This is a genomic window from Sorangium sp. So ce327 (assembly GCF_051530205.1).
Classification (GTDB): Bacteria; Myxococcota_A; Polyangia; order Polyangiales; family Polyangiaceae; genus Sorangium; species Sorangium cellulosum_B.
The window spans coordinates 9,255,539-9,269,412 of record NZ_CP150330.1 but is presented as its reverse complement, the minus strand read 5'-3'; the positions used below and the strand labels follow the sequence as shown (position 1 = coordinate 9,269,412).

Here is a 13,874-nt window from a genome sequence, read left to right as displayed (position 1 = left end):
CGTCACGGCAAGCGGGCGCACGCCGCTATCCCAGCAGCCGCTTCCACTGCTCCGTGAGCCGCTGCGGCGAGACCGGGACCGCCGCCTTCAGCTCGGGCGCGAAGAGCGACACCCTGAGCTCCTCGATCAGCCAGCGGAACGACTCCAGCTCTTCCGCGGGCACCCCCTTGTCGCGCAGCCCCTGCTGGTGCTTGAGGTAGTCCTGCCAGAACGGCAGCACCTGCGCGGCCTTGCTCTGGTCCTTCTGCGGCCCGTTGGGCAGCCGCTCGAGCCGGATCTGCGCGGCGCGCAGGTACCGGGGCAGGTGCGCGAGCCGGTCGACCGGGGCGCGCGAGAAGAGCCCGACCGGCAGCAGGAAGTCGACCTGCGTGCGCACGTCGTCGAGCGCCGGCCTCGACGCGCCCGGCTTGCCCGTCATCGACCGGAGCATCGCCTGCACGCGGTCGAGCTCGACGCCGATCTCTCGCGCCAGCCCCGCGAGCTTCCCGAGCACGCCCTGCAGCGACGCGCGGCCCTTGTCGAGGCGCGCCTGGAACGCGGCCTTCGTCCTCGGAAAGGCGCCGGGATCGCCGAGCTGGAACGCCTCGTCGAGCGCGCGCAGCGCGATCTGCCGGGCGAGGCCTGGCTCGCCCGGGGCCACCTTGGCGCCGAGGCCGCTCACGGCCACGGCGCTCCGCAGCGGCTGCTCGAGCTGGCTCATCTTGCCCCCGAGCTGCAGCAAGAGGAGCCGCCGCAGCCCGGCGCGCGTCGCCTCGGCCGCCGCGGCCCTCGAGGCGAGCACGCGCACCGACACGGACGTCTCGCCGTCGACGAGCGCCGGGTAGCCGAACACCTTGTGGCGCCCGGCGTCGACCTGGACGCGCTCGGGCAGCGCGTCGACGCTGAACGACGTGAGCCCGTCCCGCTCCAGGCCCGCCTTGCCGACCCTCGCCCAGGCCTCGCGCGCCCGGCCGGACAGCCGCTCCTTGAGCTCCCGGAGCTCGCGCCCCTCGCCGATCACCCGGCCGTCCTCGTCGAGCACGCGGAAATAGAAGCGCAGGTACGGCGGCAGATCCTGGGGCCGGAACGCGTCGGCGGGCACGCGCTCGGCGGTGCGGTCCTCGACCGCGCGCGCGAGGACGGCCCTCAGCGGGCCCTGGAACGGCCGTAGCTCCGCCGCGATCTCCCGGGCGACCTCGCGGAGGGGGGCGAGCGGGACGAGCGCCTTGCGGAGCGACTTCGGCAGCGACTCGAGCAGCTGCGCGATCTTCTCGGCGTGCCACCCGGGGATCATCCACTCGAGCTCGTCGGGATCGGCCTGCGGCAGGAGCACGAGCGGCAGCGAGAGGGAGATGCCGTCGTCGTCCTCGCCCGGATCGAATCGGTACGAGAGCGGCACCGCGGCGCCGTAGAGGTCGAGCGCATCGGGGAAGCGCTCGGGCGTGAGCTCCGCGGCCTCGTCGAGCAGGACGTCGGCGAGCGACAGGTGGAGCGCCCGCGGGTCCTCCGCCTCGGCCTCCTTCCGCCACGCCTCGAACGTCTTGCCGTTGTAGACGCCCTCGGGGACGCGCCGGTCGAAGAAGAGCTCGAGCGCGTGCTCGTCGGCCAGCATCTCGCTCCTCCTCGCCTTGTCGCGCAGCCGGCTGACCTCCTCGAAGAGCCGCCGGTTCGCCTCCATGAACGGCGCGCGCGTCGCGTACTCCTGCCGGACCAGCGCGTGGACGAGGAAGATCTGGCGCGCGGACTTCGGGTCGATCGCCCCGAAGTCGACCCGTCGATCCCGCGCGATCGGCAGCCCGTACAGCGTCACCTGCTCCCGGGCCATCACGGCCGCCGGCTTCGCGGCCCAGTGCGGGTCGCTGTGGCTGCGCTTGCAGAGCGGCCCGGCCGCGGCCTCGATCCACGCGGGATCGAGGGCCGCCGCCATCCGGGCGAAGAGCTGCGACGTCTCGACCAGCTCGGCGGCCATGATCCACGCGGGCGGCTTCTTCGCGAGGCCCGACGACGGGTGGAGCTGGAAGCGCGTCTGCCGGGCGCCCAGGTACACCTTGTTCTCCTGGTTCCACATGCCGATGCGGCTGAGCAGGCCGGGCAGGAGCGCGCGGTGGATGGCGTCGCCCTTCGCGGGCGCGTCGTTCGGCGAGAATCCCATCTCCTTCGTGATCCGGCTGATCTGCCGGTGCACGTCGGCCCACTCGCGCATGCGGAGGTACGAGACGAAATGGTCGCGGCAGGCCTTCCTGAGCTGGTTCTGGGTCAGCCGGCCCTGCGCGTCCTGGTAGAAGCTCCACAGCTTCAGGAGCCCCACGAAATCGGAGGCCTCGTCCTTGAATTTGCGGTGCGCGTCGTCGGCCTGCTTCTGGGCGGCGAGCGGCCGCTCCCGCGGATCCTGCACGCCGAGCGCCGCGGCGATGATCAGCACCTCGGCGAGCGCCCCCTCGCTCTCACCGCCCAGGACCATCCGGCCGAGCCGCGGGTCGAGCGGCAGCCGCGCGAGCTTCCTGCCGGTGTCCGTGAGCTCGCTCGCGTCGTCGAGCGCGCCGAGCTCCTCGAGGACCCGGTAGCCCTCGTCCACGGCGCGCTTCGACGGCGCGTCGAGGAAGGGGAAATCCTCGATGGCGCCGAGCCCGAGCGCCTTCATCTGGAGGATGACGCCCGAGAGGCCGACGCGCAGGATCTCCGGATCGGTGTACGCGGGCCGCCCCCTGTCGTCCTGCTCGTCGTAGAGCCGGAAGCACACGCCGCTCTGCACGCGGCCCGCGCGCCCCTTGCGCTGATCGGCGCTCGCGCGGGATATGGGCTCGATCTGGAGCTGGGTGACGCCCGTGCGCGGGCTGTATCGGTTGACGCGGGCGAGCCCGGAGTCGATGACGTACACGATGCCCGGGATGGTGAGCGACGTCTCCGCGACGTTGGTCGCGAGCACGATCCGCCGCCCCGGCAAGGACTGGAACACGCGCTGCTGGTCGCCCTGAGGGAGCCGCCCGTAGAGCGGCAGCAGCGTTGTGTGCGGCAGGCCGTGGCGCGTGAGCTCGGCCATGGTGTCGTGGATCTCCCGCTCTCCCGGGAGGAAGACGAGGATGTCCCCGCGCGGATCGATCGAGGTGATCTCCTCGACCGTGGCGGCGACGGCGTCGGCGACCTCGGCCTCTCCGCTCTCCGGGCGGCGGTGGATGACCTCCACGGGGTACGTGCGGCCGGAGACCTCGATGACCGGAGCGCCGTCGAAGTAGGCCGCGAACCGGTCGGTCTCGAGCGTCGCGGAGCTGACGATGACGCGGAGATCCGGGCGCCTCGGCAGCAGGCGCTTGAGGTAGCCGAGCAGGAAGTCGATGTTGAGGCTGCGCTCGTGGGCCTCGTCGATGATGAGCGTGTCGTAGCCCGAGAGCCGCGGATCGCCCTGGATCTCGGCGAGGACGATGCCGTCGGTCATGTACTTGACGTAGGTGGCCGGGCTCGTCCTGTCCGAGAAGCGGATCTTGTAGCCGACCTCCTTGCCGAGCTCGACGTTGAGCTCCTTGGCGACGCGGGCCGCGACGCTGGTGGCGGCGATGCGGCGCGGCTGCGTGACGCCGATCCGGGCGGAGAGGCCGCGGCCCATGGCCAGGCAGATCTTGGGGAGCTGCGTGGTCTTGCCCGAGCCGGTCTCGCCCGCGACGATCACGACCTGGTGCGCCTCGATGGCCCGGGCGATGTCGCGCACCCGCGCCGAGATGGGCAGCTCCTCGGGAAAGCGCACCGGGCTCCTCCCGGACGGGGGCGGGGACGAGGTCCGGCCGCCGGGGGCGGGCGGCGCGGGGGGCTGCTCTTGCGGGACGCGGGAGCTCACGGTGCGCGAGGGGGTAGCACCTCCCGCCGCGGGGCGCCGTCCGAAGCCGCTCGCTCGTCACTCCGCGCACCCGGGAAAGCCGCGGCCGAGCTCGCGCACCACCTCGCTCACCAGCTCGCGCAGCCAGCGGTGACGCGCGTCCTGGTTGAAGCGCCGGGCCCAGACCACGCACATGGGCAGCTCGGGCGTGCTCACGGGACAGGCCTGACGGTGCAGACTGGGAGCGAGCACCCGCACGATGTCGTCGGGCAGCGTGGCGACCAGATCCAGCTCGCGCACGAGCGTGATGGCTGCCTGAAAGCTCGGCACCGTCACCGCCACGCGCCGGCGCTTGCCCATGGCGCGCAGCGCGTCGTCCACGTAGCCGCCCTCTTCGCCGCCTGGCGACACCAGCGCGTGCTCGGCCGCGAGGAACGCTTCGAGCGTGAGCTTCTTGCGCTTGCGTGTGACCGTGACGAAGCGGCGCGTGTACTGCGCGCTCATCACCAGCTCGTCGAGCATGGGAATGCGAACCTGCCCCCGCAGGTCGGGCAGCACCGCCAGATCGACCACGCCGCGCACGGCCTCGTGCGCGCTCTCGAGCACCAGCGGACGCACGCGGATGTCGAGCCCGGGCGCCGCCGCGCGCATGCGTTCGAGCAGATGGCTCGCCAGGACGGCCTGCATGTCGTCGCCGAGCGCGAACGTGACCACGCCCTGGGCCGTGCGCGGAACGAACGCGCTGGGTGGACCGAGCACGCGCTGGGCGCCCGAAAGGAGCGAACGCACCTCGGGCAAGATCTCGCTGGCCCGCCGGGTGCGCACGAGCTTTCTGCCCGTGCGCACGAGCAGCTCGTCGCCCGTGGCCTGGCGCAGCTTTTCGAGCGTGCGACTCATGGCGGGCTGGCCCACGCGCATGCGGCGAGCGGCCAGCGTGACGCTCTCGGTCTCGAGCAGGGCGAGCAGGGCGGGCAAGAGGTCGACGGGGGCATCCATGCTTTGTAAGCATACATGATAGGCCGACAATCGATTGTCGGCATGGTCGAGCGCAGGGCATGTTGAGGACCGAGGAGAGGTTCCCATGTCGAAGCGCAGCGAAACGGAAAGCCCCAAGCACATCGTGGTCGTCGGCGCTGGCCAGATCGGCACGCCCCTGGTGGAGCAACTGGCCGCAGACGGCCACCGGGTCACGTGGTGCAGCCGCACGAAGCCCGCTTCCATGCCCATGGGCGTGGAGCACCGTTCGGTCGACGCTCGCGATGGCGAGGCGCTCGCGGAGATCGCGCGTGGTGCGCATGCCATGATCGCCGCGGTCAATCCCGCCACCTACGACGCCGACGTCTGGGCCGAGACCTTGCCTCCGCTCCATCGTGGCCTGATCGAGGGGGCAAGCCGCGCCGGTGTGCGCCTGGTGCTGCTCGACGCGCTCTACCTGTACACCTTGCGCGAGGGCCCGCTCTCGCCCGACACGCGCCATGCGGCCGAGACCGAGAAAGGTAAGATCCGCATGCAGATAGCCGACATGTACACGGCAGCGCAGCGCGCGGGCACCTTGCGCGCGGTGATCTTCCGCGCCAGCGACTTCTGGGGGCCCGATCTCACGAGCGCCCTGCTCACGCGCGATGGCCTGCGCGGGCTCAAGAACGGGAAGCGCCCGATGCTGATCGGCGACCCCGACGCGCCGCACGCCTTCACGCATCGCGACGACGTGGTGAACGGCCTTATCAAGCTGGCGTTTGCGGGCGACGACGTGGAGGGCAGGGTGTTTCATGCGCCGGTCATTCACGTGAGCCAGCGCGAGCTCGTGCAAGCGGTGGCCCATGCCATGCGCGTGGCGGTGCGCCCGATCGTGGCCAGACGCTGGCTCTTGCGCGTGGCAGGCCTGTTCTCCAGGTCGGCGGGCGGCATCGTGGAGATGCTGCCCCAATGGGAACAACCTTACCTCGTGGACGACTCGAGTTACACCGGACGCTTCGGCACGCGGGCGATCACCCTCCAGGAGGGCGTTGCACAGCTGGCCAAGCTCACCCCGGCCCTGAGCTGACCCACGCGATCCCAGCCGAGGTGGCTGGACTCAGCTAACGCTGATACGAAGGCGACGTCGCCCTCTGCAACTCGGCCTGACCGACCGCTCGGTGCTACGTCGCGGTAATCGCGAGCGTTTGACGAGTGGAAGGCCTGCCTGATCGCAGAAGGCCCGTTCTGTCGATGATCTCGTACCGTCGGACTGCACGAGTCAGGAACGGCTCCGAGAATCTTGCCTTTGCGGAACGCGTTTGCTTGTGCTATCCGCTAGAGAAATCGGCGTCGCGTTCTACTTGAATGCTCCTTGCAATGGTTCAATCTGCCTCGATGCCATCCGTTGGTGAGAAGAAGAGAAGGCGAGGGCAGGGGCGGTTAATTTCCGCCCCTTTCCTTTTCTTGGGGTTCACACTCCTGGGCTGTGACAACTCGTTGGAGGCGAGTTCACCGAAAACCTGCGGGGAGAATTGCAGTACCGATCAGGATCCGACCTCACCCGAGAGCCCTGACGGCACCGAGAGCGACGGCACCGAGAGCGACGGCACCGAGAGCGACGGCACCGAGAGCGACGGCACCGAGAACGACGGCACCGAGAACTGCTCCCCCTCCGATCCTGCTCTCTTCCAAATGGCGCGGTGGCCGATGCCCGGTTCGACCGGGGAAGACCACTCCGTTCAATATCGGGTGGACGAGGAGGTCACCCACGACGAGATCACCGGACTCGACTGGCAGCGGCAACTAGCGCCGGTTTCACTCACAGATGAGCATGCTGCGGAATATTGCGCTGAGCTCATCCTGGGCGGGCACTGTGATTGGCGACTGCCCACCCGTGTTGAAGGGGTCAGTTTGCTCGATCTACAGAGAAAGCCTCCTTCCTTCGACCCAGGGGCCTTTCCGGATATAGACGGTGAACTTGTACTTTGGTCGGGAAACCCTGAGCGGCTCTTTCGCCTTGGCAGCGATGGAAGCCTTCGTGTGCGATCGCCCACCATCGCGGGCCCGGACAGGGTGCGGTGCGTTCGCGGGGGAGGGGTCCCCGACAGCGACGGCAGTCGCTACGAGCTCACACCTGACTTGGCGAGGGACTTGGGCACCGGCCTCACTTGGACGCGAGCAACGAGCAAGCAAACTTACGCGGATGCCGCTTCGATGTGTGCAGGGTTGCAATTGGATGAGGGTGGTTTTCGAGTTCCCAGTTTGAAGGAGCTGCATACTCTCATCTTCGACTCAAAGCCAAATGGTCCATGGATCGACCAAAGCGCCTTTCCCAGCTTTCCAGCAGCGTTATCCGGGCATATCCTTTTCTGGACCTCGTCGCTCGAGGCCACCGACCCGAATTCGGCTTGGATGCTCGACTTTGCCACCGGTACCGCCGAGGCGACCGCGGCCACGGCAAATTTTACCCTGGAGAGCACGCTGCACGTCCTCTGCGTCCGCTCGCGGCCGTAGCGCATAACGCAGGCGGCGACCCCGTGGTTGGGGCAACCCGACCCTGGTTCGCCTGTGGAAGGTAGATGAAACGACGGACCCGCTCGCGCGTGAGCTAAAGCCCGTCTCAGATCCTGACCGCGGCGTCCCGAGCTGGCCCCATGAGGCTGCAAAAAACCTCGGAAGCTGGCCCCATGACCCTGCAAAAAACTGGGTCACGCCCCCGCGCGGGTCGCCCCATCCTCGTGCGTTTGGGGTGGTCCCATGACCCTGCAAAAAACGCCGTCAGGTGGCCCCATGAGGCTGCAAACTGGCACTCGGCGAGGCGGCCCGCCTGCACCAGCGCCTGCGCCAGACAACGGCAGCGTGGACGTAACATGGGGGCGACCGGGGGAGTTCCGGCCGGCTCCCCTCAGCGAGTCGGCTCGCGGCGCCTCCGGCCGCGGCGTGGGCGTGCCGTGGGGGCTCGGCAGTTCGCCCTCGGCCGCGCCATGTAGCGCGACACAGGCGTGCTCCCGAGCTCGTCGGCGGGCATGCCCATGTGCGCCCGGGACGGTCGAACGGCCTTCTGTCGACTAGCCAGAGATTCTCAACTTTTCTTTGACGCCCGAACCGCACCCAGAAAAAATGTTCGCGCCCCCCACACGGCGCCTGTCGGGGCTCGGCCAGGGGACCTCCACCATGTCGATGCGCTCACACGGCAATGTCTGCCTGCTCTGCGTATGTGCGCTCGTCCTTGTTCCGGCGTCGGCGCAGGCACTCGAATTCAGCGGTGGTGTGAGCGTGGGCGGGATCCAGGTCGGGACCGAACCCAAGCTGGCCGTGAGCCCCTTCGCCGGCTGGCTCTGGCGAAAAGCGAGGGACTTCCGGATCGAAGTTCACAACATGCTCAGCGTCATTCCGGGGACACGCGTAGGGGTCTATGATCGAGCGGCGGTTACCGTTGGGTACGTCACAAAAACGGGCAACGTCAGCCTTGGTCCATCCCTGTCGCTCTACTCGATGCCTGTATGCGGTGCCGTGATCTGTGACCGCGTGATGGGGCTTGCGCCAGGCGGGCGCGCACAGTCCGACTGGTACTTCGCTGGGCGTCTGGGGGCATCTACGAGCCTCAACGTGGACTGGGCTGGCGGGAGCAGTCGTGTTCTTCCTGGCAGCGTGGTCGTGATGGTAGCTGCTGGGCCTATCTGGAGATTCGGGGGGGATTCTAAATGAACAAGCTGTTGGCTGTTCTATGCTTCGGTCTAGCTGGGTGCAACTTTGATGTCGGTGATTGCTACCTCAGGAGTGAGGGAGAAAGCGGCGCCGGCGGCATCATCATCACCGCAACAGGGGTCGGCGGTTACGGGTTCGGCACGACAGGGTCGGGAGGCTTCGGGCCTGTATTGGAGCCGCAGGGCATCGAACCACCTCCTCCAGAGTGCAACATCGCGACCCAGAGCCCATGCAACGAGAAGTGCCAGGCGGACCACGATGCGGCTTCTGTTGCGTGTGGCAAATCTGAGAGCGAAGCCCAGCGAAGTGCATGCAGTGATAGCGCTTACGCGAATTATCGTAGCTGTCGGGAAAGCTGTCAGCGCGCGGAAAACAAGGATTGCGACGATAAGTACCAGGATTGTGTCGATAATGGGCCGACGTCGTGCCGAAGGAAGAGCGCCGGCAAGACGGTGTGTCAGCGTTGTTGGGAACGGTGTAACGCCGGAGATTCTCCATCGGATGTATGCCGCGGTTGCAAATTCTGAGGTTCCGAAGATGATTCATATTGCTACATCTGCGGAAATTGGGAAAGCGGTCCGGCGCGGGCTTCGCGTCCCTGTGGCGTTCGTGCCCGATAACTTGCTGGTAGGGCCATGCGCCTCGGATCCCGAGGTCCACTGTCAGCACCGCCATGATTTCTGGGGATTTCGTGGGCGGGAAGGAACGCGATTTCGTGCATCGTTTCGTGAGATGCTCGGGGCGGTCCAGTCGCGCGAGCGGGTAGTCGCTTGGACGTCGCGGTTGTGGAGCGACGCGGTGGCGCTGTGGGGGCTCTGCGCGTGGAGACTTCACCAACGGCCCGAGCAACCGGATATAGAGATCGTCATCCTGGGCGACGCGACGGAGGCCGGGTTTGGGTGTGGAAGCATCCGCGTGACGCCGGCCGACGCGCGCCGATGTCAGGACGACGCGCGCTCTCTCTCTCTGACGCGCGTCCAGGAGATGGCGCGCTGTTGGCGAAAGGTGTCCGGTCGATCTCCTGTTCTGTCGGCCGTGGGGGGGCGCGCCGATCGATGGAGTAAGGACCTCGTGGAGCTGAGCACCTATCAGGCGGGATTCTTTCCTCGGATGGACGGGCGCGCGCTGGCTCTATCTCGGTTCGATGAGCTGCTGTTCTCGTGTCTCGATAAGCAGTGGTCAACGCCGGTGAACGTGTTTGTTCGACGTTCATCGGCTGGAGACGAGTTGCGTAAGTGGTTGACCCACACCGGCGATGTCTTCCTTGCCATGCGGCTGCGCCAGTGGGCCGGGCACCATGGGGACAAGGCCGCCCTGGAGAGCGAACCCTGTCAGCCTGAAAACTTCATGAAAGAGGCCCGCTACAGATTGTCGGACGCCGGCGACGAAATCCAGCGAGCTGGTCTTTCAGAAATTGGCCAAGGAGCACCGCTGCCGGTTTGGGGTGTCACGGCGTACGATCCGCTGGCTCCCTGGGTCGCGGTGGACGACGACACAGATCACCAGCGCGTACAGCTACTTGAAGAGCGCGCTACGCAAGGCGTGGAGTGATGCGCTGAGGCGTACGTCGGCCCGGCGCTGGGTGAGCCCCAGGTTCTCGCGCAGCGTTCGCCCTTCGTACTCACGCCGGAACAGGCCCCGGCGCTGGAGCTCGGTGGCGACCCGACCCAGGTTGGCCGACCAGCGGCGGCCCGGCGGCCTGACCCAGGTTGCGGCCGGCGACCCGACCCAGGTTGGATTGCGCGCAGTCAGATGTTTATGACAGGGGTGGAAATCCACTGCCACCAGCCTTATTCGCTCGCGCTGAACTCCTACTCGCCCCGACGCCTCGCGAACCGACGGCTGTCCGAACGATGCGCAACCGTACGATCGCTGCGCAAGATCGCGTGATCGATCCAGCCATCGAATCGCGCCATCGAGGTGATCGCCTCGTCGTTCCCCCACGATGAGCGTCATGGCCGCCTGCTTGCAATGTCCTCGCGTCGAAGCGCCTGGTGCACGCGTCGTGTACGCGACTCCAGCGTCATGAGCCAAACAACGAGGACCACGACCCATGAACCGATCGCGCAAGAACCGGATGACTCCCACGATGCATCGGTACGCTCCGCCCGGCGCCCTGCTGCTCGCCGTCGGCCTCTTTCCCGCGTGCGCGACGCAAGGCGGACCCGATGAGTCCGACCCCGACACGCTCGGCGCCGGGCTCGCCTCGAGCGCGACGATGACCTGCTCGAAGCTGACCGTCCTCAAGGGGTCCACCGGAGGCCAGGGCGCTCAGGCCCTGGCGACGAAAGATCTGAGCGGCACGGCCGATACGTGGAGCAAGTATGTCGAGTTCAACCCCGGCAGCCAGGCTCAGTGCGAGTACGCATTGCCGGCCGGCGCCTCGGACGCCGACGTCTCGGCGCTCAGCCTGTCGGTGAACTACCGAGGACCCGCGAAGGCCGATATGCTCTGGACCTTCGACGCCTGGGACTACAGCACCAGCACCTGGGTCAAGATCGGCGACAACGCGTTCGCTTCGTCCTGGGCCTGGAGCGCCGCCACCATCGCGCTCCCGTCCCCGCACGCTCGGTTCGTGTCGGGCGGCAAGCTCAAGATCCGCTATGGAACCACGAGCACCGCGGACGCGTCCGACATCGATCTGCTGGTCCTCAACGCCACCCTCACCAGCGGGCCGCCGCCCGAGTGCGCCCCCGAGACCGACGCGCAGCTCTGCTCGCGGCTCGCCAGGAGCTGTGGCCCGCTCTCCACCAATGACAGCTGCGGCGACCCCCGCACCGTGGCGAGCTGTGGAACGTGCTCTGGCGCCCAGACGTGCGGCGGTGGCGGGTCGCCTTCCGTGTGCGGCGACGCCGGCTCCACCTCCGACCCCGACCCCACCCCCCGCCCGGTGGCCGGGGCGTGCGGCGATCGCTCGAGCGGCAGGACCATCACCGTCGCGCCATCGGGCGGCGACCACAGGACGATCCAGGCCGGCCTCAACGCGGCGGCCGCAGGCGACACCGTCGTCGTCAAGGCGGGCACCTACAACGAGAAGGTCTCCTTCACGAGGAGCGGCACCGCCGCAGCCGGCTGCATCACCCTCGAGGGCGAGGCCGGCGCGATCCTCGACGGGACCGGCAAGAGCGGCGTCGGCATCGACATCTCCAGCAAGAACTACATCAAGGTCACCGGCATGACGGTGCAGAACTTCAAGGGAAGCGGCGACACGCCGATGGGCATCAGCGTGAGCGGCAGCTCGAGCTTCCTCGAGATCCGCAACAACCTCGTGCACCACATCGAGAGCTCCCAGGACGCCCACGGCATCGCCTTCTACGGGACGTCCGCGACGCCGATGACCGACCTCCTCATCGACGGGAACGAGATCCGGGACTGCAAGCTCGGCTCGAGCGAGGCGATGGTCCTCAACGGCAACGTCACCAGGTTCGTCGTCTCGCGCAACACGGTCCACGACAACGACAACATCGGCATCGACTTCATCGGCTTCGAGGGCACCGGCCCCTCGGGCTCGGACCAGGCGAGAGACGGCGTGTGCGTGGACAACATCGTCTACAACATCTCCTCGGCCGGAAACCCCGCGTACGACGGCGAGCGGTCGGCTGACGGTATCTACGTCGACGGCGGCAAGGACATCGTCATCGAGCGAAACAAGGTGGACTCGAGCGACATCGGCATCGAGATCGCCAGCGAGCACGCGGGCAAGACCACCAGCAACATCACCGTGCGGAACAACTTCGTGTCGCGGAGCTACCAGGGCAACATCATGATCGGCGGCTACGACACGAGCAGGGGCAACGCGGCGGACATCGCGGTGCTCAACAACACGCTCTACCAGGGCGCCGGCGGCGAGATCATCCTCCAGAACAACGCGAACGGCGTGCTCATCCAGAACAACATCCTCCGCGCCACGCCGGGCAACGACTACGTGAGCAGCGGCAGCAACAACAGGAACGTGACCGTCGACAACAACCTCTTCTTCGGCGCGAGCCGCAGCTCGGCGGGCGCCTTCTCCGACCCGCACGCGAGGTTCGTCGACCCGCTCCTCGCCGGGCCCCCGTCGGACCTCCACCTGACCAGCGGCTCGCCGGCCGTCGACGCTGGCATCGATCTGGGCAGCCGGAGCGGCGCCACCGACATCGACGGCGGCGCGCGGACGAGCGGCACGCGCATCGACATCGGCGCCGACGAGCGCTGAAGCCGCGCCGACTCCGCGAGGCGCGGGGTCACGCAGGCCGGATCGGGCGCGCTCGCCAGCAGGGCACAGCGATATCCTGCCTTGCAGGCCGGGCACTCGAGGGCATCGAGCGCCCTACCGCATGTCCACTTGTGCACCCAAAAGCTTCTCCGTCGGGGCCGCTGCGGACATGGGGCCTCCCGGCGCTCGGCGAGGGTGTGAGCGTCCTGCCCTGAGCTACCCCCTTCCGTGCCCGCTTCAAGGCGCCGGCGCTGCGTCCGCGAGGCCGTCGGCGGCCCGCCCGATCCGCTCCAAGATCTCGCCCACTTCCTCGTCGGAGGTGTCGTGCTCGACCCCGGCGTACTCGCGCAGCTCCGCGGTGTACCCGGCGCCCCGCAGCTCGGCGATCGAGGCGCGCGCGCCTCGGGTCGGCACCGCCAGGTCGGAGGCGCCGTGGAAGGCCGTGACCGGCGGAAGCGTCGCCGGGCGCGGGCCCGAGCTCAGCGCCGCCGACGGGTAGAGCGACGGCGGGAGCAGACCGCTGATGGGGAAGGCGGCCGCCAGCGCCTCGGGGTGGGTGACCGCCAGGGCGAAGGTCATGATGCCGCCCTGCGAGAAGCCGGTGACGAGGGGATTGCCGACAGTGGGGCGGGCGGCTACCAGGGCGGCGAGCGCGGCGGCGATCCGATCGGCTTCCCGCGTGACCAGCGGGGCGGCGACGTCGTCGGCGACGGAGTCGTACCAGATGTACATCCCGCCGCTCGGGTGGCCGTACGGCAGGATGAGCCGGGCGCGGCGGCGGTAGCGCCGGAGCAGCTGCAGGAAGTCCGCGGGGTCCCCGCCCATGGGGTGCAGCGCGACGATCATCGGCACCCGCTCGTCGGGTCGCGCCCCGCCCGTCATGTGCTCGAGGTAGCGCACGCCCGCGATCTCGCCCCGGGTGGTGCTCCCCGGCGCTCCCGCCGGCGGCGGAGGCGCGACCGGCCCCGCTGACGGCGTCTCCGACGACGGACGCGCGGCCGAAGGCCCCGCTGGGGGCGCCGGCGCCGGCTCGCGGCTGCACCCAGGCCCCGCCAGGAGGACCACGCCGATGGAGAGGAGCAGGCGCAAGCGAAGGGGATCGGCCGGCGGGTGGCGCATCAGTACAACAGTACTCCGATCGCGGGAGCGACGCCGCGCGCGGATCGACGCGCGGCCTCTTGCGTTCGTCCGCAGTGCTGCAGTCCCGATCGCCGTGGTCGCACCCCA

Annotated in this window: 7 protein-coding genes; 4 read left to right on the top strand and 3 right to left on the bottom strand. The window is 68.5% G+C overall.

All coding sequences use genetic code 11. The features are described from left to right. Positions 1–25 precede the first annotated feature (25 nt). On the bottom strand, positions 26–3,718 hold the full coding sequence (hrpA, locus tag WME95_RS34720) for an ATP-dependent RNA helicase HrpA (protein WP_437903644.1): 3,693 nt from the start codon (positions 3,716–3,718) through the stop codon (positions 26–28). 147 nt (positions 3,719–3,865) lie between these two features. Continuing rightward, positions 3,866–4,936: a LysR family transcriptional regulator gene (locus tag WME95_RS34715; RefSeq protein WP_437903643.1), complete on the bottom strand. Its 1,071-nt coding sequence runs from the start codon at positions 4,934–4,936 to the stop codon at positions 3,866–3,868. Here WME95_RS34715 and WME95_RS34710 point away from each other — a divergent pair. From WME95_RS34710 to WME95_RS34695, 4 genes are all read left to right on the top strand, one after another. Beyond that, the gene (locus tag WME95_RS34710) at positions 4,869–5,831 is read left to right on the top strand and encodes an NAD(P)H-binding protein (protein ID WP_437903642.1); all 963 of its coding nucleotides are present in this window, start codon (positions 4,869–4,871) and stop codon (positions 5,829–5,831) included. The genes WME95_RS34715 and WME95_RS34710 overlap by 68 nt on opposite strands. Positions 5,832–6,241: 410 nt before the next feature. Beyond that, positions 6,242–7,258 carry a DUF1566 domain-containing protein gene (locus WME95_RS34705; protein ID WP_437903641.1) on the top strand — a complete coding sequence of 339 codons (1,017 nt, stop codon included), beginning with the start codon at positions 6,242–6,244 and terminating at the stop codon, positions 7,256–7,258. Between the two features lie 2,265 nt (positions 7,259–9,523). Further along, complete coding sequence (locus WME95_RS34700) at positions 9,524–10,003, top strand: hypothetical protein (protein WP_437903640.1); 480 nt, start codon at positions 9,524–9,526, stop codon at positions 10,001–10,003. A gap of 502 nt (positions 10,004–10,505) precedes the next feature. Next, positions 10,506–12,647 (top strand): choice-of-anchor Q domain-containing protein, encoded by a 2,142-nt coding sequence (locus WME95_RS34695; protein ID WP_437903639.1) that lies wholly within the window; start codon positions 10,506–10,508, stop codon positions 12,645–12,647. A gap of 237 nt (positions 12,648–12,884) precedes the next feature. Here WME95_RS34695 and WME95_RS34690 read toward each other — a convergent pair whose 3' ends face one another. Next, a complete protein-coding gene (locus tag WME95_RS34690) occupies positions 12,885–13,766 on the bottom strand; it encodes an alpha/beta hydrolase (protein ID WP_437903638.1) in 882 nt (293 codons plus the stop codon). Between the last annotated feature and the right edge of the window lie 108 nt (positions 13,767–13,874).